19 protein-coding genes are annotated in these 23,250 nt (G+C 68.5%); 15 read left to right on the plus strand and 4 right to left on the minus strand.

Going from position 1 to position 23,250, the window contains the following annotated elements:
* Nucleotides 1-17 precede the first annotated feature (17 nt).
* From KRX52_RS04870 to KRX52_RS04895, 6 genes are all read left to right on the plus strand, one after another.
* Complete coding sequence (locus KRX52_RS04870) at nt 18-770, plus strand: enoyl-CoA hydratase family protein (RefSeq protein ID WP_217680040.1); 753 nt, start codon at nt 18-20, stop codon at nt 768-770.
* Between the two features lie 9 nt (nt 771-779).
* Nucleotides 780-1,937, plus strand: a complete 1,158-nt coding sequence (locus KRX52_RS04875) for an acyl-CoA dehydrogenase family protein (protein WP_217680041.1) — start codon at nt 780-782, stop codon at nt 1,935-1,937.
* A 10-nt stretch (nt 1,938-1,947) separates the two neighbouring features.
* A complete protein-coding gene (locus KRX52_RS04880; protein ID WP_217680042.1) occupies nt 1,948-3,006 on the plus strand; it encodes an acyl-CoA dehydrogenase family protein in 1,059 nt (352 codons plus the stop codon).
* 3 nt (nt 3,007-3,009) lie between these two features.
* Nucleotides 3,010-4,161, plus strand: coding sequence for an acetyl-CoA C-acetyltransferase (locus tag KRX52_RS04885; protein WP_217680043.1), 1,152 nt, complete (start codon nt 3,010-3,012; stop codon nt 4,159-4,161).
* Nucleotides 4,162-4,442: 281 nt separating this feature from the next.
* Nucleotides 4,443-5,321 (plus strand): SDR family oxidoreductase, encoded by an 879-nt coding sequence (locus KRX52_RS04890; protein WP_217680044.1) that lies wholly within the window; start codon nt 4,443-4,445, stop codon nt 5,319-5,321.
* Between the two features lie 367 nt (nt 5,322-5,688).
* Nucleotides 5,689-6,612 (plus strand): AraC family transcriptional regulator, encoded by a 924-nt coding sequence (locus KRX52_RS04895; protein ID WP_254797402.1) that lies wholly within the window; start codon nt 5,689-5,691, stop codon nt 6,610-6,612.
* 106 nt (nt 6,613-6,718) lie between these two features.
* On the opposite strand, the gene KRX52_RS04900 is transcribed toward KRX52_RS04895, so the two are convergent.
* Entirely contained in the window at nt 6,719-8,389 is a 1,671-nt protein-coding gene (locus KRX52_RS04900) for an arylsulfatase (protein WP_217680046.1), read from the minus strand.
* A gap of 69 nt (nt 8,390-8,458) precedes the next feature.
* Nucleotides 8,459-9,784 carry an OprD family porin gene (locus KRX52_RS04905; RefSeq protein ID WP_254797403.1) on the minus strand — a complete coding sequence of 442 codons (1,326 nt, stop codon included), beginning with the start codon at nt 9,782-9,784 and terminating at the stop codon, nt 8,459-8,461.
* A 197-nt stretch (nt 9,785-9,981) separates the two neighbouring features.
* Between KRX52_RS04905 and KRX52_RS04910 the strand changes: the two genes are divergently transcribed.
* Complete coding sequence (locus tag KRX52_RS04910) at nt 9,982-12,312, plus strand: multiheme c-type cytochrome (protein WP_254797404.1); 2,331 nt, start codon at nt 9,982-9,984, stop codon at nt 12,310-12,312.
* 11 nt (nt 12,313-12,323) lie between these two features.
* Here the strand turns inward: KRX52_RS04910 and KRX52_RS04915 are convergent, their stop codons facing one another.
* The gene (locus tag KRX52_RS04915; RefSeq protein WP_217680047.1) at nt 12,324-12,779 is read right to left on the minus strand and encodes a lipocalin-like domain-containing protein; all 456 of its coding nucleotides are present in this window, start codon (nt 12,777-12,779) and stop codon (nt 12,324-12,326) included.
* A gap of 10 nt (nt 12,780-12,789) precedes the next feature.
* The gene (locus KRX52_RS04920; RefSeq protein WP_217680048.1) at nt 12,790-13,551 is read right to left on the minus strand and encodes an SDR family oxidoreductase; all 762 of its coding nucleotides are present in this window, start codon (nt 13,549-13,551) and stop codon (nt 12,790-12,792) included.
* Between the two features lie 151 nt (nt 13,552-13,702).
* Here KRX52_RS04920 and KRX52_RS04925 point away from each other — a divergent pair, with 151 nt between their 5' ends.
* From KRX52_RS04925 to KRX52_RS04960, 8 genes are all read left to right on the plus strand, one after another.
* Entirely contained in the window at nt 13,703-14,626 is a 924-nt protein-coding gene (locus KRX52_RS04925; RefSeq protein WP_217680049.1) for a LysR family transcriptional regulator, read from the plus strand.
* Nucleotides 14,627-14,749: 123 nt separating this feature from the next.
* Nucleotides 14,750-15,535: an SDR family oxidoreductase gene (locus KRX52_RS04930; protein ID WP_217680050.1), complete on the plus strand. Its 786-nt coding sequence runs from the start codon at nt 14,750-14,752 to the stop codon at nt 15,533-15,535.
* Between the two features lie 10 nt (nt 15,536-15,545).
* The gene (locus tag KRX52_RS04935) at nt 15,546-16,004 is read left to right on the plus strand and encodes a MaoC family dehydratase (RefSeq protein WP_217680051.1); all 459 of its coding nucleotides are present in this window, start codon (nt 15,546-15,548) and stop codon (nt 16,002-16,004) included.
* A gap of 13 nt (nt 16,005-16,017) precedes the next feature.
* Nucleotides 16,018-17,232 carry an acetyl-CoA C-acyltransferase gene (locus tag KRX52_RS04940; RefSeq protein WP_217680052.1) on the plus strand — a complete coding sequence of 405 codons (1,215 nt, stop codon included), beginning with the start codon at nt 16,018-16,020 and terminating at the stop codon, nt 17,230-17,232.
* A gap of 241 nt (nt 17,233-17,473) precedes the next feature.
* Nucleotides 17,474-18,448 carry a WD40/YVTN/BNR-like repeat-containing protein gene (locus KRX52_RS04945; RefSeq protein WP_217680053.1) on the plus strand — a complete coding sequence of 325 codons (975 nt, stop codon included), beginning with the start codon at nt 17,474-17,476 and terminating at the stop codon, nt 18,446-18,448.
* A 10-nt stretch (nt 18,449-18,458) separates the two neighbouring features.
* A complete protein-coding gene (locus KRX52_RS04950; RefSeq protein WP_217680054.1) occupies nt 18,459-20,885 on the plus strand; it encodes an efflux RND transporter permease subunit in 2,427 nt (808 codons plus the stop codon).
* Nucleotides 20,886-21,161: 276 nt separating this feature from the next.
* Nucleotides 21,162-22,355, plus strand: coding sequence for a helix-turn-helix transcriptional regulator (locus KRX52_RS04955; protein WP_367890520.1), 1,194 nt, complete (start codon nt 21,162-21,164; stop codon nt 22,353-22,355).
* 78 nt (nt 22,356-22,433) lie between these two features.
* On the plus strand, nt 22,434-23,201 hold the full coding sequence (locus KRX52_RS04960) for an SDR family oxidoreductase (protein ID WP_217680055.1): 768 nt from the start codon (nt 22,434-22,436) through the stop codon (nt 23,199-23,201).
* Nucleotides 23,202-23,250 lie beyond the last annotated feature (49 nt).

Below are 23,250 nucleotides of genomic sequence, written 5' to 3' on the forward strand. Positions count from 1 at the left end.
ACAAGGAGCCAACAACAATGAGCCAGGCATTCACTACCCGTATCGAGGCGGGCATCGCCGAACTTACGATCGCCAAGCCGCCGGTCAACGCGCTGGACAGCCAGGAATGGCTGGGCCTGTCCCGCTCGATCGACGAGCTGGGCGCCAACCCCGACGTGCGCGTCATCGTCATCCGTGCCGAGGGCCGCGGCTTCTGCGCCGGGGTCGACATCAAGGAACTCGACGCCCATCCCGAGCGCATCGTCGCGGTCAACAAGGGCAACTACGAGACCTTCCGCGCCGTGCACCGCTGCCCGGTGCCGGTGATCGTCGCGGTGCACGGCTTCGTGCTCGGCGGCGGCATCGGCATCACCGGCGCGGCCGACATCGTGCTCGCCGCCGAGTGCGCCACCTTCGCCCTGCCGGAAGTCGACCGTGGCGCCATGGGCGGCGGCGCCCACCTGCAGCGCCTGTTCCCGGTGCAGAAGGTCCGCTACCTGTTCTTCACCGGCGAGAAGATCGGCGCGCGCGAGGCCGAGAAGTACGGCTTCATCGAGCGCGTGGTGCCGAAGGAGCAGCTGCGCGAGGCCGCCCTGGAGATCGCCGCCAAGATCGCCGCCAAGAGCCCGGAAATGATCCGCATCGCCAAGGAGGCGCTCAACGGCATCGAGGACGGCAACCTCGAAGACAAGTACCGCTGGGAACAGGGCTTCACCCTGCAGGCCTACACCAGCCCGGACTCTGCGGAGACCCGCCGGGCCTTCGTCGAGAAGCGCGACGCCAAGTTCTGAGGACGCACCATGGATCTTGCCTATACCCCGAAACAGAAGGCCTTCCGCGCCGAGGTGCGGGCCTGGCTGGCGGACAACCTGCCGCGCGAGCCGCTGGCCAGCTACGACACCCGTGAAGGCTTCGAGCAGCACCGCGAATGGGAAAGCCGCCTGTTCGACGCCCGCCTGTCCATGGTGATGTGGCCGGCCGAGCTGGGCGGACGCGGCTGCGACCTCACCGAATGGCTGATCTTCGAGGAGGAGTACTACGGCGCCGGCGCACCGATGCGGGTCAACCAGAATGGCCAGCTGCTGCTCGGCCCGACCCTGATGGAGTTCGGCACCGAGGAGCAGAAAAAACGCTTCCTGCCGCGCATGGCCGCCAGCGCCGACATGTGGGCGCAGGGCTGGTCGGAGCCGAACGCCGGCTCGGACATGGCGGCGATCACCAGCAAGGCGATCCGCGACGGCGACCACTACGTGCTCAACGGCCAGAAGACCTGGTCGACCCGGGCGATCTTCGCCGACTGGCTGTTCGGCCTGTTCCGCAGCGATCCGACCTCCAGCCGCCACCACGGCCTGTCCTTCCTGCTGGTACCGCTGAACACGCCGGGCGTGACTATCCGCCCGATCAAGGCGCTCAACGGCAAGGACGCCTTCGCCGAGGTGTTCTTCGACGACGTGCGCGTGCCGGTGGAGAACCGCATCGGCGCCGAAGGCCAGGGCTGGAACGTGGCCATGGCCACCGCCGGCTTCGAGCGCGGCCTGCTGCTGCGCTCGCCGGCCCGCTTCCAGGCCACCGCGCGCCGGCTGGTCGAGTTGTACCGCAGCCACCAGGCCAGCGCCGACCGCGACCCGAGCATCCGCGAGGCAGTGCTGCAGGCGTGGATGGACGCCCAGGCCTACGCGCTGTCCGCCTACCACACGGTCGGCCGCCTGGCGCGCGGCGCGCGCATCGGTGCCGAATCGAGCACCAACAAGATCTTCTGGTCCGAGCTGGATCTGCGCATGCACGAGACCGCCATGCGCATCCTCGGCGCGCGCGGCGAGCTGCTGGAAGGCAGCGAGGGCGAGGCCAACGGCTGGCTGGAGGGCTTCCTGTTCGCCCAGGCCGGGCCGATCTACGCCGGCACCAACGAGATCCAGCGCAACATCATCGCCGAGCGCATGCTCGGCCTGCCGAAGTAAGGAGCGGGCCATGGACTTCACCTTCAACGACGACCAGCTCGCCTTCCGCGAGGCGATCAGCCGCTTCCTGATGACCGAGGCGGCCCCCGAGATGCTCCGCGACGTCTGGGAGACCGACGCCGGCCGCTCGCCCGAGCTGCGCAACAAGATCGCCGAGCAGGGCCTCACCGCCTTGTCGGTGCCCGAAGCCTGCGGCGGCCTGGGCATGGACGACGTCGCCTGGTCGCTGATGACCCAGGAACTGGGCTACTACGCCATCCCCGACTCGCTGGCCGACACCGCCTATATCGCCGCCGGTCTGCTCGCCGGTCTGCCCGAGGGCACCCCCGGCCGCGACGACGCCCTGGCGCAGATCGCTGACGGCAGCATCCGCGTCGCCGTCGGCCACCCGGTCAACCCGCTGGTGGCCGACGCCCACCTGGCCAATTACCTGCTGCTCGCCCACGGCGATGAGGTGCACCAGGTGCCGCGCCCGCTGGTCGACGTGATCGCCACGGCGAGCATCGACGCCTCGCGCCGCCTCAGCCAGGTGGTCTGGGAGCCGAGTTCGGCGACCCGCGTGGCCGCAGGCGAACAGGGCCGTGCGCTGTGGGCGCAGACCCTGGATCGCGGCGCCCTGGCGGTGGCCGGCCAGGCCCTGGGCCTGGCCCAGCGCATGCTCGACCTGTCGGTCGACTACGTCGCCCAGCGCAAGCAGTTCGGCAAGCCGATCGGCAGCTTCCAGGCGGTCAAGCACCACCTGGCCGACGTCGCCACCAAAATCGAGTTCGCCAAGCCGGTGCTCTATCGCGCCGCCCACGCCCTGGCCAGCGGCGCGGCCGACGCCCCGGTGCACGTCTCCCACGCCCGCCTGGCCTGCGCCGAGGCGGCCTGGCTGGCGGCGCGCCATGGCATCCAGGTGCACGGCGCCATGGGGTACACCTGGGAGGTCGACCTGCAGATGTTCATGAAGCGCGCCTGGGCGCTGGACGCCTCCTGGGGCGACCGCGCCTTCCACAAGTCCCGCGTGGCCGGCTTCGTGCTGGCCGACGGCGCCCCGCTGGCGCCGGGCCAGACCTTCGAGGAGTGAACCATGGCTGAAGCCTATATTGTCGACGCCCTGCGCAGCCCGACCGGCAAGCGCAAGGGCGGTCTGTCCCACGTGCACGCCATCGACCTCGGTGCCCATGTGCTGAAGGCGCTGGTCGCGCGCAACCCGATCCCTGCCCACGAGTACGACGACGTGATCTTCGGCTGCGTCGACACCATCGGCTCGCAGGCCGGCGACATCGCCCGCACCAGCTGGCTGGCCGCCGACCTGCCGCTCAACGTGCCGGGCACCACCGTGGACCGCCAGTGCGGCTCCTCGCAGCAGGCGCTGCACTTCGCCGCCCAGGCGGTGATGAGCGGCACCCAGGACGTGGTGGCGGTCGGCGGCGTGCAGACCATGACGCAGATCCCGATCTCCTCGGCGATGCTCGCCGGCCAGCCGCTGGGCTTCGCCGATCCGTTCTCCGGCAGCAAGGGCTGGCAGGCGCGCTTCGGCGACCAGCCGGTCAACCAGTTCTACGCCGCCCAGCGCATCGCCGACCACTGGGGCGTCAGCCGCGCGCAGATGGAGGCCTTCGCCCTGGAGAGCCATCGCCGCGCCCTGGCGGCCATCGCCGGCGGCCTGTTCACCCGCGAGACCGTGCCGCTGGAGGGCGTCTGGTACGACGAGACGCCGCGCGAGACCACCCTGGAGAAGATGGCCAGCCTGGAGTCGGTGGGCGCGGAATATCCGTCGATCACCGCCGCGGTATCCAGCCAGACCTGCGACGCCTCGGCGGCGCTGCTGGTGGTCTCCGAGGCGGCGCTCAAGCGCTACGGCCTGACCCCGCGGGCGCGCATCCACCACATCAGCGTGCGCGGCGACGACCCGATCTGGCACCTCACCGCGCCGATCGAGGCGACCCGCCATGCGCTGAAGAAGGCCGGCATGACCATGGCCGACATCGACCGCGTGGAGATCAACGAGGCCTTCGCTTCGGTGGTGATGGCCTGGGCCAAGGAGCTGGACTACGACCCGGCGCGCACCAACGCCAACGGCGGCGCCATCGCCCTCGGCCACCCGCTGGGCGCCACCGGCGCGCGGCTGATGACCACGCTGCTGCACGAACTGGAGCGCACCGGCGGCCGCTACGGCCTGCAGACCATGTGCGAAGGCGGCGGCCAGGCGAACGTGACCATCATCGAGCGGTTGTAACCCCGGCTGATTGATCGTGCCCACGCTCCGCGTGGGCACTCATCCCGGGCCGCTCTGCGGCCACGGGCGCGAAGCGCCCGCCCAAGGGGCTCCCACGCGGGAGCGTGGGAGCCATCTAGAAGAACCGTAGGGTGGAAAACTCGCGCAGCGATTTTCCACCAGGGCACACGCAGCCACTCCCATGGTGGAAAAGACCTTCGGTCTTTTTCCACGGGGTGGCCAACCACCCTACGTGGGACGCCGGCTGCTGACCTGAACATAGAGAACAAGGACAACAAACCATGGCTATCTGTGCAGGAAGAACCGTGATCATCACTGGCGCCGGCGGCGGGTTGGGCCGCGCCTACGCGCTGGCCTTCGCCGTCGAGGGCGCCAACGTGGTGGTCAACGACATCCGTCAGGCGGCAGCCGAAGACGTCGCCGGCGAGGTCCGCGCCGCCGGCGGGCAGGCCATCGCCAACTCCGACGACATCACCCGCCTGGAAAGCGCCCAGCGCATCGTCGACGCCGCCGTGGCGGCCTTCGGCGAGGTGCACGTGCTGGTCAACAACGCCGGCATCCTGCGCGACCGCATGTTCCTCAGCCTCAGCGAAGAGGACTGGGACCTGGTCATGCAGGTGCACCTCAAGGGCCACTTCTGCCTGGCCAACATCCTCGCCCGCCGCTGGCGTGACCAGGCCAAGGCCGGTCAGCCGGTCGATGCGCGGATCATCAACACCAGTTCCGGCGCCGGCCTGCAGGGTTCGGTGGGGCAGTCCAATTACTCGGCGGCCAAGGGCGGCGTCGCCGCGCTGACCCTGGTGCAGGCCGCGGAACTCGGCCGCTACGGCATCACCGCCAACGCCCTGGCGCCGGCGGCGCGCACGGCGATGACCGAGAGCGCCATGGCTGAGGTGGTCAAGAAGCCCGAGGACGGCAGCTTCGACCTGTGGGCGGCGGAGAACGTCGCCCCGCTGGTGGTCTGGCTGGGCAGCGCGCAGTCGCGCCACGTCACCGGCCAGGTGTTCGAGAGCCAGGGCGGACGCATCTCCCTGGGCGACGGCTGGCGCACCGGCGTCACCCGCGACAAGGGCGCACGCTGGTTGCCCGAGGAAATTGGCCCGGTGGTCGACGAAATCCTCGCCGAAGCGCCCAAGGCGCAGAAGGTGTGGGGGACCTGAGAGACGCAGCGCCCTGTCCGGCCAATCGGCCGGTCAGGGCGGCAGATCTTTCGATGCGGCCAGCCACGGCAAGCGTGGCTGGCCGCTGTCGTTTTCGCCGTCCCGCCGTCCCGGCGGCACGGCATATTGGTGCGGGTTGAAGATCTTTTCCCGTGCTGCTCATGCAGCTGTGATTTTCGCCAGTAAATGGCAGTAGACTTGTCTCGCGTTTGATCGCCAGCCCGACAATAACAACACAAGCCCTGCCCGAACCCCCAGGGGATATCGTAGGCCGGGCGTATGAGAGGCTTTCGTGATGGACAGTCACGCCCATTCCCTTGCGACTCGCCCGGCGACTGCCAGGTTGCCGTTTGCCGCGCAACCCTGGTTGTCATCCCGCGATCTGGACGAGGCCGCGACGCTGCTCAGCAGCCAGGTCGAGGAGCGCAGTCTGCAGCCCGGCCGGCGCGGTCAGGCGAATATCCGTTTCAACATGCAGGCGATGCCGCAGCTGAAGCTGTTCGGTGCCGACTGGGGGCTGGAGATCGGCGTCCGCTCGCTGCCGCTGGCCAGCTGGCATGGCATCCTGACCCTGCAGGGCGGGGTGAGCAGCCGTCCGGACGGGCAGTGCGCGGCGGCCGGTGAGCTGCTGCTGTTCACTCCCGGACACGAGGTGGACGTGGTCTGGCACGAGAACACGCAGGCGGTGGTGATCGCGCTGGACGCGGCCTGCCTGATCGATCATGTGAAACGCCATCATTGCAGCGAGGTGACGCGGGTGCCGGCCCAGGCGCAGCTGATCGGTCGCGAGCATCCGGCGCTGGTCAGCCTCGGCAATCTGCTCGGCCTGGTGGATCGCGAGGCGGGCAGTCCCTCGGGGCTGTTGGCCACCCCGATCGGCCAGCAGCATCTGCAGCACCTGTTCTGCGAGAACCTGCTGCATCTGATCCCCTCCCTCAGCACCCTGCCGCAGCGCAGCCTGCTGCCCGGCACCGTGAAGCGGGTGGTGGACTTCATCCAGGCCCATCTCGACCAGCCGCTGTGCATCAGCCAGCTGGTGGCGATCAGCGGCGCCAGCCGGCGCAGCCTGGAGCAGGCGTTCCAGCGCAGCCTGGGCATCAGTCCGCAGCGTTACATCCAGCGCTGCCGGCTCGCTGCGATCCGCGAGCTGCTGCTGCGCCACCAGCCGGGCGAACTGCAGCTGTCCGAGCTGGCCTTCCGTTGGGGCTTCGCCCAGCCCAGCCATTTCACCACGGCCTACAAGCAGGCCTTCGGCGAGCTGCCGTCGCAGACCCTGGCCCGCCAGCCCTGAACCCGGCGGGCCAGCCGCGCCGCGCGCTCCGTCCGCTTGTCCCGAAAACGCGACACCCCGCGAGGAGAACCTCGCGGGGTGTCGGGTGCATGAGCCTTGCCAGGGGTTACTTGAAGCAGTGGCCGTACAGGCAGGTCTCGAAGCCGTACTTGATCTTCACTGGGCCGAGCAGCACGTTGTTGCGCTGTACGTAGGCGTCCCACTCCTTGGTCAGCTCGGCCAGCTTGGCCGGCTCCTGCTTGGCCAGGTCGTGGGCCTCGACCGGGTCCTTGGCCAGGTTGTACAGCTGCCACTCTGCGCTGCCGTAGGGCGCGGTCATCCAGGTCATCTTCCAGTCACCCTTGCGCAGGGCGCGGCGGCCGAACAGTTCCCAGCCGACGGCACGCTCGGGCATGGCCTGGCCGTGCAGGCCGGGCAGCATGGACACACCCTGCATGGGTTGCACCTCGCGGCCGCGGAACTGCGTGCCGGGGTGCTTAACACCAGCCAGTTCGAGGATGGTCGGCATGACGTCCATCACGTGGAAGAACTGGCCGTTCAGCTGGCCGGCCTGCGCCTTCAGGCTGGAGTGGCTGAGGATCACCGGCACCGAGGTGCCGCCCTGGCTGGTGAAGCCCTTGAAGAACGGGAAAGGCGTGGAGCCGACCTGCGCCCACTGCGCGCCGTAGTCGATGTAGGAACCCTTGCGGCCCATGTTCTCCAGGCTGTTGTCGAAGTCCTTGGCCATCCATTCGCGGTTGCCGGGCAGGTCCACGGGGCTGTTGCCGTCGGCGCCGTTGTCGGACATGAACAGCACGAAGGTGTTGTCCAGCTTGCCGCTCTTGCGCAGGTAGTCGAGCATGCGGCCGATGTGATGGTCCATGTTGTCGACCATCGCGGCGTACACCTCCATGCTGCGCGCCTCGCGCTGGCGCTGTTCCTCGCTGAGCTGCTCCCAGGTCGGCAGGCCACCCTCCATCGGCGTGTTGGCGCTGACGCCCTTGGGCACGATGCCCTTTGCCTGCATGCGCTTCAGGCGCTGTTGGCGCAGGGCCTCGTAGCCTTCGGCGTAGCGGCCCTTGTACTTGTCGATCCACTGATCCGGGGCATGCAGCGGCCAGTGCGGCGCGGTGTAGGAGAGCACGGCCATGAACGGCTTGTCCTGGGCCTTGTCGCTCTCGATGTACTGGATCAGCCGGTCGGTGTAGAACTCGCTGGAGAAGAAGCCTTTGGGCACCTCGACTTGCTTGCCGTCTTCGCGGTAGATGGCCTTGGGATCGACGCTGATGATTGCCTTCTGGTCGTCGAAGTGGCTGGCGCCACCCTGCACCAGGATGAACGAGCGGTCGAAGCCGCGCGCCTTGGGGCTGAGCTCCTCGGTGCGGCCCAGGTGCCACTTGCCGGTGGTGTAGGTGTTGTAGCCGGCGTCCTGCATCACCTCGGCGAGGTTGGCGACGCGCTGGTTCAGATAGCCCTCGTAGCCCGGTTTGCCCTTCTGGTTCTCCTGCAGCAGCTCGCCCATGTTGCCAAGCCCGGCCTGGTGGCTGTCGGTGCCGCTGAGCAGCATCGAGCGGGTCGGCGAGCAGGTCGGCGCGGCCTGGAAGTTGGTTAGGCGCACGCCCTCGCTGGCCAGGGCGTCGAGGTTGGGCGTCTCGATCTCGCCGCCGAAACTGCCCAGATCGCTGTAGCCGAGATCGTCGGCGATAATGATCAGAAAGTTCGGCTTCTCGGCGGCCTGACTGCTCAGACTGACAAGGCCGGTGATGCAGAGCGCCAGGCTCAGATACCTCAGGTTCATGGTGGAGTCCTTCTTGTTGTTGTGGGTGGCCATGGCTGGCCGGGTCGCAGTCGGGGCGTGGCCGTCGACCTACCAGAGTTTCCAGGTGTAGGTGGTGATCAGCCGGTTCTCGTCGTAGTCGCTGCCGTGCTCGAAATTGGCGTCGATGTTCATCCAGGCGAGGCCGAGTCCCCTCAGCGGGCCGCTCTGCACCACGTAGTTCAACAGCAGGTCGCGCTCGGTCTCGCTCGAATCGCTGAGGTTGCCGCCGCGATCGATGCCGCTGCCGCTGATATAGCGGGTCATCAGCTGCAGCCCCGGCACGCCGAGCGTGGCGAAGTCATAGTCGTAGCGCACCTGCCAGGAGCCCTCGTTCGGCCGGATGAAGGCCACCGCCGACCAGTTCACCAGCCAGGGCTGCGGGGTGAAGCCGTTCAGGGTGGGGAAGGCGTTGTCGCCGAGCATCCGCTGGTAGGAGAGGGTGAGGGTGTGGCCGTTCTTCTTCAGGGCGCCGAGCAGGCCGTAGGAGCGATTGTCGATGTCGCCGTACAGTGCCTCGCCATCCTCGCGGTTGTCGTAGTAGCGCAGGTCGGTCTTCAGCGAGTAGCCGTCGCCGAAGGCGACGGTGCGCGACAGGCCCAGGTAGTGCTGCTGGTAGATGTCTTCCAGCTGGCCATAGAAGTAGCTTGCCGACAGGCTCGGGGTGAAGGCGTAGGTGCCACCGGCGAAGTTAAGGCCGTCGCTGGGACGGCGCGGGCCGTTGGGGCGGGTGAACAGGTACAGCTTCTCGTGATCGGAGGATTCGCGGGTGCTGATCTCGTTGAAGCGGCCGGCGGTCAGGCTCAGCCCGTCGATTTCCTGCGAGGCGATCTGGAAGCCATGGAAGGTGCTGACCAGCTGGCGGGAATCGTCGAAGTAGGCGACCGGCAGGCGCGGGCGGTGTTCGCCGAGCGTGAGTTCGGTCTTCGAGTAGCGCACCTTGGCGGTCAGCGCCGAGCGGCCGTAGTCCTGCACCTGCTCGCCCTTGCTGTCGTCGTAGGGCAGGACGGTATCCGGCCCGCGCCCGCCACCGCCGTCGAGGCGGTAGGCGTACTGTGCCGAGGCATCCAGGCCGAACTGCAGGGGGCCTTCGGTGTAGCCGGACTGGAAGCGCAGGTCGAAGCCTTGGCTCCAGCTGCCTACTCGGGAGATCGGCGCGGCGTCGCCGCGGAAGTCGCGATCCAGATAGAAGTTGCGCAGGCCGAGATTGAGCTGGCTGTCTTCGACGAAGTCGGCATGGGCCGCCAGCGGGCAGAGCACGCCGAGCAGGCTGGCGGCTCTGACGCAGGCGGCCGCCAGGCTGAACGGGCCGGGCGTCCGGTTCTGTCGGGCGGCGCTTGGGCGTGGAAGGGCGATGGAACGCATGACGGTTGCCATGGAAGTCTCCGTAGGGTTCTTGTTGTTGTTGTCCCAAGGCTAGTATTTCCAAGGCCATTCGCTGACCGTTATCCGCTGCGCGCAACCGCTAGCGTGATAGCGCAGCTATCGTGCGCCGGCCCTGTTCGCGAACCGGCGGCGACGGCAGCATGGGCCGTACCGCGCCGTGCGCCACCCATGTCTGCCGGATGATTGCCATGCCGAATGCTCCACGCCCGTCCACTGCCTGCCGTCCGCTGCAGGTGTGGCTCCTGCCCGCGCTCGTCCTGTGCCTGCTGGTCAGCCTGCTTGGCTGGCAGCGGCCGGTGCTGGCCGCCGAGTCCGGCGCGGGGGCGTCGGCGCATGTCGGCAGCCAGGCCTGTGCGGACTGCCATAATGAGCAGTTCCAGGGCTGGCAGGGCTCGCAGCACGCGCACGCCATGCAGCACGCGACGAACGAAACGGTGCTCGGCGACTTCGACGACGCCACCTTCCTCTACGCAGGGATCGAATCGCGCTTCTTTCGCCGCGACGGGCGCTTCTTCGTGCGCACCGACGGCGCGGACGGCCGGTTGAGCGACTTCGAGATCCGCTACACCTTCGGCGTCGAGCCGCTGCAGCAGTACCTAGTGGAGTTCCCCGACGGCCGCCTGCAGGCGCTATCCATCGCCTGGGACAACCGCCCGGTCAGCGCCGGCGGGCAACGCTGGTTCCACCTCTACCCCGGCGAGGCGGTGGATCATCGCGACGAACTGCATTGGACCCGGCCGGCGCAGAACTGGAACCATATGTGCGCCGACTGCCACTCGACCGCGCTGCGCAAGGGCTACGATGCGCAGCGCGATACCTTCGCCACGCGCTGGGCAGAGCTGAGCGTGGGCTGCGAGGCCTGTCATGGTCCCGCCTCGCGGCATCTGGACTGGGCGCGCGGGGCGGGGGAGATCCCGCACAAGGGCCTGACCCTGCTGCTCGACGAGCGCCGCGGCAGCGGCTGGCGGCGAGCCGTCGACCAGTTGACCGCCCGCCGCGACCCGCCGCCACGGGAACAGAGCAAGGAGCAGGAGGTCTGCGCGCAATGCCACTCGCGGCGCAGCCAGATCGCCGAGGGCTTCCATCCCGGCAAGCGGCTGCTCGATCACTACAGTCCGGCGCTGCTCGAACCCGGCCTCTATCATGTCGATGGCCAGCAGCGTGAGGAGGTGTTCGTCTCAGGCTCCTTCGCGCAGAGCCGGATGCACGCGGCGGGGGTGACCTGCAGCGACTGCCACGAGCCGCACGGGCAGAAGCTGCGCGCAGAAGGCAATGCGCTGTGCGCCCAGTGCCATGCGCCGCAGCACTACGACGCCCCGGACCACCACTTCCACCCGGCGGGATCGCCGGGAGCGCAGTGCGTGAGCTGCCACATGCCGCAGACCACCTACATGGTCGTCGACCCGCGCCGCGACCACAGCCTGCGCATCCCGCGCCCCGAGCTGAGCGGCCGTCTGGGCACGCCCAACGCCTGCAGTGCCTGCCACAGCGGGCAGTCGGCCGAATGGGCGGCGCAGGCGATCCGCGAGCACCATCCCAAGCCGGCCGAGGGCTTCCAGCGCTTCGCCGCGGCCTGGGCGGCGGCCGAAGGCAACGCACCCGGCGCCTCGGCGGGCCTCGCTGCGCTGCTGACCGATCCGGCGCAACCGGCGCTGGTGCGCGCCAGCTCCGCCGCGCGCCTGCGCCAGCCGGCCCGGCAAGAGGACTGGCAGGCACTGCGCAAGGGGCTCGACGATCCCAGCCCGCTGGTGCGCCGGGCCGCGCTCGGCGCCCTCGAAGGGCTGCCGGCGGGGCCGCGCGGCGAGTGGCTGGCGCCGCTGCTGAACGATCCACTGCAAAGCGTGCGCAGCGAGGCGGCCCGGCTGCTCGCCGACGTGCCGCTGCCGCAGTCCCGCCAGGCGGATTTCGCGCGCGCCCTGGGCGAATACGAAGCCCAGCTGCAGCTGAACGCCGACCGCGCCGAGGGACGCAGCGAACTGGCCCGCCTGCGTCGCCGGCAGGAGCGCGAGGCGGACGCCGTGGAGCAGCTGCGGGCGGGCCTGCGTCTCGATCCGCTGTATCTGCCGGCCTACCTGGAATTCGCCGAACTGCAGCGCAGCGCCGGCCGCGAGGCGCAGGCCGAGGCGCTGCTGCGCGAGGGGCTGGCCCTACGCCCGCAGGCCGCGCTGCTGCACTACTCGCTGGGCCTCGGCCTGGTGCGCCAGCAGCGCCGCGACGAGGCGCTCGGCCATCTGCAGCAGGCGCAGCAGCTGGCGCCGGACGATCCGCGCTTCGCCTTCGCGCTGGCCCTGGCGCTGCATCCCGGCGCTCCTGCGCAGGCGCTGGCGGTGGTCGAGAAGGCCCTGCAGGCCCGCCCGCACGAGGCGGACCTGCTCTGGCTGGCCGGCGTCTACAGCCTGGAGCAGGGCAAGCCGGCCGCGGCCCGCACTCATGCGCAGCGGCTTCTCGAAGTCGACCCGGGCTCGTCCAGAGCCAGGGCGCTGTTACGGCAGGCCAGGCTCCAGGGGGCAGGGGACTGAGGCAGTGCGCCTCACTCGGGCTTGGCGCGATGCCACTCGAGGAAGGAGTTGACCAGCTTGCCCAGGGACTGGATCGGGTTGGCCGTGCTCAGCCTGAGCACGTCGCCCTCCAGGCTGACGATGCGCGGCTGGGTCTGCCCGGTCCAATTGGGGAACAGCGAAACGAACATGCTGTGGGTCAGCGAGCCGGTCTCTTCATCGACCTTGAACGGGCCGCTATAGGCAATGTAGCTGGAGCCTTCGGCCCGGTATTCCTCCAGCGTGCCGCGGTAGAAGTCGTTGGCGGCGAACGGCTTGCGCTCCGGCGTCATCAGTTGGGCCGACATGTAGCCGTCAGGGGTGTACATGATGATGCCCATCGGCTGCCTGGACATGGGGTAGAAGGGTTCCGAGCCATCCAGCGGCACCTCCACATAGGAGTGCAGCTTCCAGGCACCGATCAGTTGCTCGCGCAGAGATTTCTTCATGGTTGGGGCCTCAATTGCTTTGCATGTCGCAGTCGATGTTGAGCATCTGCCCGGAGATCGAGCGGCCGCTGTCGGATGCGAGGTACACCGCCAGGTCGGCGATGTGCCGCGGATCGACCAGGTGCTTGATGGATTGGGTGGCCAGTGCGGCGCGGGTTTCCTCTTCCAGCGTGCGCCCGGACAGGTCGGCACGCCCCTGCAGCACCTGCTGGAAGCGCGGGCCGTCCACGGCGCCGGGGAGGATGGCGTTGACGCGGATGTCGAACTCGCCGAGCTCCATCGACAGGGTCTTGGTGAAGCCGATCAGGCCCCACTTGGTGGTGGAGTAGGCGCTGCGGTTGGCATAGCCGAAGCGGCCGGCCACCGAGGACATGTTGATGATCACCCCGGCCGCGGATTGCTTGAGGTGCGGAATGGCCGCCTGGGTCACGTAGAAGGTGCCGTTGAGGTTGACCTGTACGACCTTCTCCCAGTCACTGGCCGGCAGATGGTCAACCGGTGCGGTTGGGCCGGCGATGCCGGCATTGTTGATTAGTACGTCCAGACCACCGAGGCTGGCGACCGCCTGGGCCACCATGCCTTGCACGGCGTCACGGCTGGAGATATCGCAGATGGCGGTGCCAGCCTCGGGGAAGTCTGCCTGCATGGCCGCCAGCGCCTGGCTGTCAATGTCGCAGACGAAGACTCTGGCGCCCCGGGCCAGGAAGGCCGCGGCGATCGCCCGGCCGATACCGCCGGCTCCGGCGGTGATCAACACACGTTGGGTGCTCATGACGTTTTTCACCTCGCTTGGTTCCGGGGAAGGCGAGGCGTGTGTCCCGGCCTGCCTTCGGTGACGCTTCCACCTTAGGCCCGGGTGAGCCATATTTGAAATCGATCACCACTATTCGACGTATAAGCCTGAAGGATATGTTCGCGGCGCCATGGATATTTCACGGATAGACCTGAATCTGCTCGCCACACTCAAGGTGCTGCTTGAGGAGCGCAACGTCACCCACGCGGCGCGCCGGCTGCACATCAGCCAGCCGGGGATGTCGGCGCAGCTGGCCAGGCTGCGCACGCTGTTCGGTGACCCGCTGCTGCTGCCCGCCGAGAGCGGGCGGGGCATGACGCCCACGGCGCTGGCGCAATCCCTGGCTCTGCCTCTGAGTGCCGCGCTCCGGGAGCTGGAGCAGGTCGTCAGCGTCCAACCCAGCTTCGCTCCCGAGCAGGACGCCCGCACCTTCAGCCTGGCCATCACCGACGATGCCCAGGTTTCAGTCGGTCTGGAGCTGGTGGACCAGCTGCAGGCTATTGCTCCCCACCGGCTGCGCTTCAACCTGCAACAGCCGCAGGTCGAACGGATCGCCGCGCAACTGGAAAGCGGCGAGGTCGACCTGCTGATCGCCGCCGACCGGCTGATCCCGGCTAGCATGAAGGTGCGCACACTGATTGAGGACCGGCTGGTGATGGCCCAGCGCCCCGGCCACCCGCGCGGTACCGGCGCGCTGGATCTGGAGAGCTATTGCGAGCTGGAGCACCTGCTGGTTTCCAGTGCTCCGGGCAGCCCGCGCGGCTACACCGACGAGTACCTGGCCGGCGTGCAGCGCCAGCGCCGTGTCGTGCTGAGCCTGACGCAACTGGCGCTGGTCCCGCATATCCTGCGCCGCGGCGATCTGGTCTGCACCTTGCCCCGGGTGCACTTCGCCCGACTGGACGCCGGACTGGAGCTGTACGAGCTGCCGTTCCCGGCACCGGGCTTTCGTCTGCAGATGGCCTGGCACCCGCGCAGCCACTTCGACCCGGCGGGGGTCTGGCTGCGCGAGTTGATCCAGGCCGTCATGCGCGGCGAGGACGCGGCGGGCTGAACGGCTGGGCGTGGCCAGACCAACCGCGCCGGCTGCCCACGCGCCCCGTCCATTTTGACGATGTAACGCCCCAGAACGCCCCGTATACCTGTCGCAGACCGTTTACCTCATGAGGTTTCTGCCATGCGACAAGCTCCTCCCTACGTTCCCGGCCACCAGCTGCTGGCCGGCAAGTCCGTTCTGATCACCGCCGCCGCCGGCGCCGGCATCGGCTTCGCCGTCGCCAAGCGCTGCGCGGAGGAGGGTTGCCGGGCGCTGATGATTTCCGACATCCACCCGCGGCGCCTGGAGGAGGCGGTCGAGCGCCTCAAGGCCGAGACCGGCCTGGCCGCCGTGTACGGCCAGCTGTGCAATGTCGCCGTGGAGAGCGAGGTGCAGGCGCTGGTCGCCGCCGCCGAGGACTGCCTGGGCGGCGTCGACGTGTTGATCAACAACGCCGGCCTTGGCGGCCAGAAACTCGTCGTCGAGATGAGCGACGAGGAGTGGGCGCGGGTGCTCGACATCACCCTCACCGGCACCTTCCGCATGACCCGCGCCATGCTGCCGCACATGCAGGGCCGCGGCCGCGGGGTGATCGTCAACAACGCCTCGGTGCTCGGCTGGCGCGCGCAGAAGGAGCAGGCCCATTACGCCGCGGCCAAGGCCGGGGTGATGGCGCTGACCCGCTGCAGCGCGCTGGAGGCCGCCGAGTTCGGCGTGCGCATCAACGCGGTGTCGCCATCCATCGCCCTGCACGACTTCCTCAAGAAGGCCTCCAGCGAGGAGCTGCTCGCCCAACTGGCCAGCCGCGAGGCCTTCGGCCGCGCCGCCGAGGTCTGGGAAGTGGCCAACGTGATGGTCTTCCTGGCCAGCGACTACGCCTCCTACATGACCGGCGAAGTGCTGTCGGTCAGCTCCCAGCAGGCCTGAGGGGCGCGCCATGACCACCATCTATTCCAGCGCCGAACAACTGCTCGCCGCCGAGGGTCAGGACCTCGGCGCCACCGATTGGCTCGAGATCGACCAGGCGCGGGTCAACCTGTTCGCCGAAGCCACCGGCGACCACCAGTGGATCCACGTCGACCCCGAGCGTGCCGCCAGCGGCCCGTTCGGCGGCTGCATCGCCCACGGCTACCTGACCCTCTCCTTGGTCAACCTGTTCCTGCCGCAGCTACTGCAGGTCGACAACCTGAGCATGGGCGTCAACTACGGCTGCGACCGCGTGCGCTTCCCGGCGGCGGTCAAGGTCGGCGCGCGGGTGCGCGGACGCGGCGAGATCGTCCGCGTCGAGCAGCTCGGTGCGGCGGTGCAGGCCACCGTGCGGGTCAGCGTCGAGATCGAGGGCAGCGAGCGCCCGGGCTGCGTGGTCGACACCATCAGCCGCTACACCTTCAACTGAGCGAGAGATTCCCATGCAAGCCAATCCGAACGATGCGGTGATCGTATCCACCGCGCGCACCGCGCTGACCAAGTCCTTCCGCGGTTCCTTCAACGACACCGAGGCGCCGGTGCTCGGCGGCCATGTGGTGCGCGCCGTGGTCGAGCGCGCCGGCATCGAGCCGGGCGCGGTCGAGGACGTGATCATGGGCGCGGCGGTGCAGCAGGGTACCCAGGCCTACAACATCGGCCGCCTGTGCGCCTACACCGGCGGCCTGCCGGACACCGTGCCGGGCATGGCGCTCGATCGCATGTGCGCCTCCGGCCTGATGACCATCGGCGTCGCCGCCAAGGGCATCATCACCGGCGAGCTCTCCGTGGCGGTGGCCGGCGGCGTCGAGTCGCTGTCGCTGACCCAGACCAAGCACAAGAACAGCTACCGCGCGCAGTCGCTGGCGGTGCAGGAAGTGGTGCCGGCGGCCTACATCCCGATGCTGGAGACCGCCGAGATCGTCTCGCGCCGCTACGGCATCGCGCGCGCCGCCCAGGACGAGTATTCCCTGCAGAGCCAGCAGCGCACCGCCGCGGCCCAGGCCGCCGGGCTGTTCGCCGACGAGATCGTGCCGCTCGCCGCGCGCAAGCTGTGCTTCGACAAGGAGGGCAACCCGACCGGCCACGAGGAAGTGATCGCCAATCGCGACGAGTGCAACCGTCCGTCGACCACCCTGGAGGACCTGGCTGCGCTCAAGCCGGTATGGAAGGACGGCAAGTGGGTGCAGCAGGGCGAGTTCGTCACCGCTGGCAACGCCTCGCAGTTCTCCGACGGCGCCGCGGCGACCCTGCTGATGAGCCGCGCCGAGGCGACGCGCCGCGGCCTGGCGCCGCTGGGCGTGTACCGCGGCATTGCCGTGGCCGGCTGCGCGCCGGAGGAGATGGGCATCGGCCCGGTGTTCGCGGTGCCCAAGCTGCTCAACCGCTTCGGCCTCACCGTGGCCGACATCGGCCTGTGGGAAATCAACGAGGCCTTTGCCTGCCAGGTGATCCACTGCCGCGACGTGCTGGGCATTCCCAACGACCGCCTCAACGTCAATGGCGGCGCCATCGCCATCGGCCATCCGTTCGGCATGTCCGGCGCGCGTATGGTCGGCCACGCCCTGCTCGAAGGCCGTCGCCGCGGCGTGCGCTACGTGGTGGTAGCCATGTGCATCGGCGGCGGCATGGGCGCCGCTGGCCTGTTCGAGATCGCCTGAGTTCCAGGGCGCTGCAGGGGGGGAATTCATTCGCCCCTGCAAGACGCCCATACGCCAGCTCTGCCCATCCTCATCCCCCTCTGTGCCGGCGTACTCCTTATGGACGATGCCGGCACAGCTCTATCTGGGGACTATCGAGCCGTGTCAACACCTGCGTCGAGCGACCGCCGCGTCGCGCTCGCCCACAAAAAGAACAAGGGAAAGACAGCATGAAAGCACTCAATTGCCTGCGGAGGTCGCCATGCGCCAGTTGATCGCCTACGCCATGTCGGCGGTGGTCGCGGCGACTGCCGTGTACGCCTTCTCGCACCGCACGCCGCCGCCCCTGCCGCCCACCCAGCTGCGCACCGACCGCCTGCTGATCAACGACACGGCCGTCGACGGCCGCCGGGTGGTCGCCGTCGGCGAGCAAGGCGTCATTCTCACCAGCGACGACCTCGGTGATACCTGGCAGCAGGCCCGCATCGACCAGCGCCGCGGCAGCTCGTTGACCGGCGTGGCGGCGCTCTCCGCCGAGCGCCTGGTGGCGGTCGGCCACGACGGTTGGATCCTGCGTTCCGAAGACGGCGGCAAGAGCTGGCAGGAAGTGCAGATCGACAGCGAGCTGGCCGAGCCGCTGCTCGGCGTCTGGGCCGGCGACGCGGAGCACGTGGTGGCCTACGGCAGCTACGGCAAGTACTTCGTCTCCAGCGATGGCGGGCGCAGCTGGCAGTCCCGCGAGCTGCCGGTCGACGGCCATCACCTCAATGGCATGGACGGCGGCACCGACGGCCGGCAGATGCTGGTCGGCGAGCAGGGCACGGTGCTGCGCTCGGCCGATGGCGGGCAGAACTGGGAGGCGCTGCCGGCCTTCTACAAGGGCTCGCTGTTCGGCGTGGCGCGCCTGTCGGCGGAGCGCTGGCTGGCCTATGGCATGCGTGGCCATGTGTTCGTGACCGCCGACTTCGGCCAGAACTGGAAGCAGGTGCCGCTCGGCCATGCCGCGCCGCTCTATGGCCACGACCTGCTGCCGGGACGCTCGGGGGTGCTGGTGGTCGGTGCCGGCGGCATGGTGATGCGCTTCGACAGCGAAGGCCGACTGGCCGACAGCGTGCACCTGGAGGGGCTGGGCACTCTGACCTCGATCGCCGCTCTCGACGAGCGGGCGCTGGTGGTTGGCGGCGAGAGGGGTGTGTTCAAGAGTTTCCGCAGCGGCGTGGCCGCAGTGAAGAACTGAGGGCGACGAGATGAAACAACAAACTTCCAGGGTGGATCGCTGGGTCGAGGCCTGTGCCGACCTGCTGATGGCCCGCCGGCGGATGCTGATGGCGTTGTTCGTGGCCATTACCGTGGCGCTCGGCGCCAGCGCCATGCAGACGCGACTGGACCCCGGCTTCAACAAGCTGATCCCGCTGCGTCACGACTACATGGTGAACTTTCTCGAATACAGCAAGACTTTCACCGGCGCCAACCGCTTCCTGGTCAGCGTGCGCTGGAAGGGCGAGGGCGACCTCTACAATCCGGTGTTTCTCGATACCCTGCGCAAGGTCACCGACGATGTGTTCTTCACCTCCGGGGTCAGCCGCTCCAGCGTGACCTCGCTGTTCACCCCCAACGTGCAGTACGTCGAGGTGACCGAGGAGGGTTTCTTCGGCGATGTAGTGGTGCCGCCGCGCTTCTCCGGCTCGCTCAAGGATCTCGATCAGGTACGCAGCAACACCGCGCGCTCCGGGCAGGTCGGCCGCCTGGTGGCCAACGACCTCAAGGCGGCGATGGTGCGCGCCGACCTGCAGGACGTCGACCCGAAGACCGGCGAGAAGGTGTCCTACGTCGAGGTGGCCAAGCGCCTGGAGGAGATCCGCGCGCGCTACAACAGCGACCAGATCGAGATCAACGTGGTCGGCTTCGCCAAGCTGGTCGGCGACGTGGTCGAGGGGCTCGGCGCGGTGATGGGCTTCTTCGTGATCGCCTTCCTGATCACCGCGGCGCTGCTGTGGGGCTATTCGCGCTCGCTGAAGCTGACCGTGGTGGCGCTGCTGGTGGCGCTGCTGCCGGTGGTCTGGCTGCTCGGCCTGCTGCCGCTGCTGGGCCTGGGCATCGACCCGATGTCGATCCTGGTGCCGTTTCTGATCTTCTCCATCGGCGTGTCTCACGCGGTGCAGATGACCAACGCATGGAAGCAGGACGTGCTGGCCGGAGCCGACTCGCAGGCCGCGGCCCACACGGCCTTCTGCAAGATCTTCATCCCAGGTTCCTTGGCGCTGCTGATGAACGCAGTGGGTTTCGCGGTGATCATGCTGATTGACATCCCGATCGTCCACGAACTGGGGGTTACCGCCTGCATCGGCGTTCTGCTGATGATCATCACCAACAAGATGATGCTGCCGATCATCATCTCCCACCTGACGCTCGAGCGCTCGGCGCAGCACTTCAACAAGCCGATCGAGGGGCGTAAGCATGCGCTGTGGTGGCGGGTGTCCGGCTTCGCCAAGCCGCTGCCGGCGCTGGTGGTGTTCGCCATCAGCCTGGTGCTGCTGGCGGCCGGCACCCTAAAGGCGCGCGACCTGCAGACCGGCGATATCGGCGCCGGCGCGCCCGAGCTGCGCAGCGAGTCGCGCTACAACCGCGACAATGCGCGGATCGTCGGCAGCTACGCCATCGGTCTCGACGTGCTGACGGTGTTCGTGGAGGTCAAGGATCACCCGGAAGCCTGCCTGACGCCGGCGGTGATGCGCGCGGTGGACCGTTTCGACTTCGCCGTGCGCCACGTCGCCGGGGTCCAGTCGGTGTCCAGCGTCACCGGCACCGGCAAGGTGGTGATCGCCGGCAACAACGAGGGCAACCCGCGCTGGTCGGCGATCCCCAACTCCGAGCGCGGCCTGCAGCAGGGCTCGCGGGCCTATTCGTCGGAGCTGGGCATGGTCACCGACGGCTGCCAGCAGATGCAGATCCTGGTGTTCCTCACCGACCATGAGGGGGCGACCATCACCCACGTGATGAAGGAGGTCAAACGCATCCTCGCCGAGGACGTGACCCCCGGGGTGAGCTTCCGCCTGGCCGGCGGCAATGCCGGCATCATGGCGGCCTCCAACGAGGCGGTGGACCGCGCCGAAGTGATGATGCTCGCCGCGCTGTTCGGCTCGGTGGCGCTGTTCTGCTGGCTGACCTTCCGCTCGCTGCGCGCGGTGCTGTGCATCCTGGTGCCGCTGGCCATCGTCGCGATCCTCTGCAACGCGCTGATGGCGCTGCTCGGCATCGGCCTCAAGGTCGCCACCCTGCCGGTGGTGGCGCTGGGGGTCGGGGTCGGCGTCGACTACGGCATCTATCTGTACGAGCGCATCCAGCACGAGATGGAGGCCGGTCTCGACCTGCGCAACGCCTTCTACGAGGCCATGCGCCAGCGCGGCACGGCGGCGGTGTTCACCGCACTGACCATGTCCATCGGCGTGTGCACCTGGGCCTTTGCCACGCTCAAGTTCCAGGCCGACATGGGCGTGCTGCTGGCCTTCATGTTCCTGGTCAACGTGTTCGGCGCCATCATCCTGTTGCCGGCGCTGGCTGCCTGGTTCAACGAGGGACGACCGCTGGTGCGGGCGCTGAAAACGGACAAGGAGGAGACGGGCGCCGTGGCGGCCGCGCTCGACAGTCGCCGCGACGCCCCGGTCGGGGTGTAGGACCCAGGGCCCGTGCCGGGCCGGCGACTGGCGGCGGGGTATTCGACCAATTGCGGTTGTAGCGCCCCCGAGTTTGCTGGAAGCTGTCTGGCACGAGGTTTTCCGGGAGGGAGATAGCCGGGACCGTTGTGCAAGGTTTTGTGTGCGCAGCACGGGAGGAGGGGTTATTGCCGCGCAGGTGGAGTCTGCCGGCACCCGGTGTTCCGGTGCGACCTGTCGAATGGACAAAAATAACAAGGGGCCGGCCAACGAGCCGGCTTCGCAAGAGGTGATAGGGTGGAAAAGACTACTGCAGACATCCATGCCCTGGCGGGTCTGGATCTGGCCGAATACGACCGCCTGGTCGCGGCCCTGTACGACGCGGCCATGGACAGCCATCTGTGGCACATCCCCATGGAGCAGCTGCGCGACTTGTTCGCCGCCAACTATGTGACCCTGATCCTGCGCATCCCCGACCAGTCGGACGCCGGCCTGATGATCGTCGCCGGCGATGTCGAGGGCGAGGGCAAGGTCACCTACCTGACTTACCCGCACTCCAGCACTCCGTTCATCAACCAGCCGGTCGACAAGGTGTTCACCGTCGACGACCTGATGAGCGAGAAGGACTGGCGCGATTCCTCCTACTACCAGCACTGGTGCGGGCCGAAGGGCGTGTATCACGTCATGGGTGTGGACATCGCCACCCCGGATTCCGGCAAGCTGCGTTTTCGCATCACCCGCCCCGAATCCGCGGCGAAGTTCTCGCCGCGCGACCGCGCCCTGTGCGAGCTGATCCTGCCGCACCTGCGCCGCGCCCTCAACATGCATAACCAGCTGGACCGCAGCCAGTCGATGGGCACCCTGTATTCCCAGGCAATCGGCCGTCTGTCGGTGGCGACCATCGTCCTCGACGAGAGCGGCCGGGTGCTGCAGCAGAACGCCGTCGCCCAGGAGATCCTCGCTGGCGCCGACGGTCTCAAGCTGGTCGGCGGCCGCCTGGAGGCCTCCTATCCCAGCGACAACCGCGAGCTGCAGCGCCTGGTGCGCAGTGCCTTCGCCCGCCAGGGCAAGGAGAGTCCGCCGATTGCCGAAGCGGTGTCGATCGCCCGGCCGTCCGGTCAGGTAAGCCTGGTGGTGGTGGTGGAGTCGGTGCCCTCGCTGGAATGGGCGGAAAGCAAGGGTCAGCCGGCGGTGGTGGTGTACATCCGCGATGCGGTCGGCAAGTCGCTGACCAGCACCACGGTGGCCAAGCAGCTGTTCAACCTCACCCCGGCGGAAACCGCGCTGTGCCTCGAGCTGGCCAACGGCCTGTCGTTGGAGGAGGCCGCCGAGGCGCTGAACATCCGCCGCAATACCGCCCGCGCCCATCTGCGCGCGATCTTCTCCAAGACCGGCGTGCGCCGGCAGACCGAGCTGGTGCGCATCATGCTCAACAGCGTGATGGCGGTCGGCCAGGCCGACGGCCAGGCGCAGCGGCTGCGCGCCGGCTGATATCGTCCGCACGGACGATTCGCCGCGCGCTGCGCCGCCCCTAGAGTGGGGCAAACCCAGCCATCGAGGAGAGTCACCATGCCAGTCACAGCTGTCAGCGGTTCCGCATCGGGCATCGGCGCCGCCGTGTGCGCCGCTCTGCGCGCCGCCGGTCACCAGATCATCGGCATCGACCGCGCCAATGCCGAGGTGATCGCCGACCTGTCCACCGCCGCAGGTCGCCAGGCGGCGATCGAGGAGGTGCTCGCGCGCTGCGACGGCGTGCTCGACGGCCTGGTGTGCTGCGCCGGTATCGGCGTCACCGCGCCGTCCTCGGGCCTGATCGTTGCGGTCAACCACTTCGGCGTCACCGCGCTGCTCGACGGCCTGGCCGCCGCACTGGCGCGTGGCGAGCAGGGCGCGGCGCTGATCGTCGGCTCGGTGGCCGCCACCCAGCCCGGCGCCGACAGCCAGCCGATGGTCGAGGCCATGCTGGCTGGCGACGAGGCGCGCGCCATCGACCTCGCCAACGAGCTGAATCAGCCGCACATCGCCTACGCCTGCTCCAAGTACGCGGTGACCCGCTACGCCCGGCAACAGGCGGTGGCGTGGGGCGGCCAGGGCCTGCGCCTCAACGTGGTGGCGCCGGGCGCGGTGGAGACCCCGCTGCACCAGGCCTCCAAGGACGATCCGCGCTTCGGCGAGGCGGTACGCAACTTCGTCGCCCCGCTCGGCCGCGCCGGCCAGCCCGCGGAGATCGCCGCGCTGGTCGCCTTCCTGCAGTCGCCGCAGGCCAGCTTCATGCACGGCAGCGTGGTGTTCGTCGATGGCGGGATGGATGCCATGGTGCGCCCGACGAAGTTCTGACTTTTCATCGCTAACGACGAGGCCACCTGCGGGTGGCCTCGTCGTTTCT

The organism is Geopseudomonas aromaticivorans (genome assembly GCF_019097855.1).
GTDB classification, from domain to species: Bacteria; Pseudomonadota; Gammaproteobacteria; order Pseudomonadales; family Pseudomonadaceae; genus Geopseudomonas; species Geopseudomonas aromaticivorans.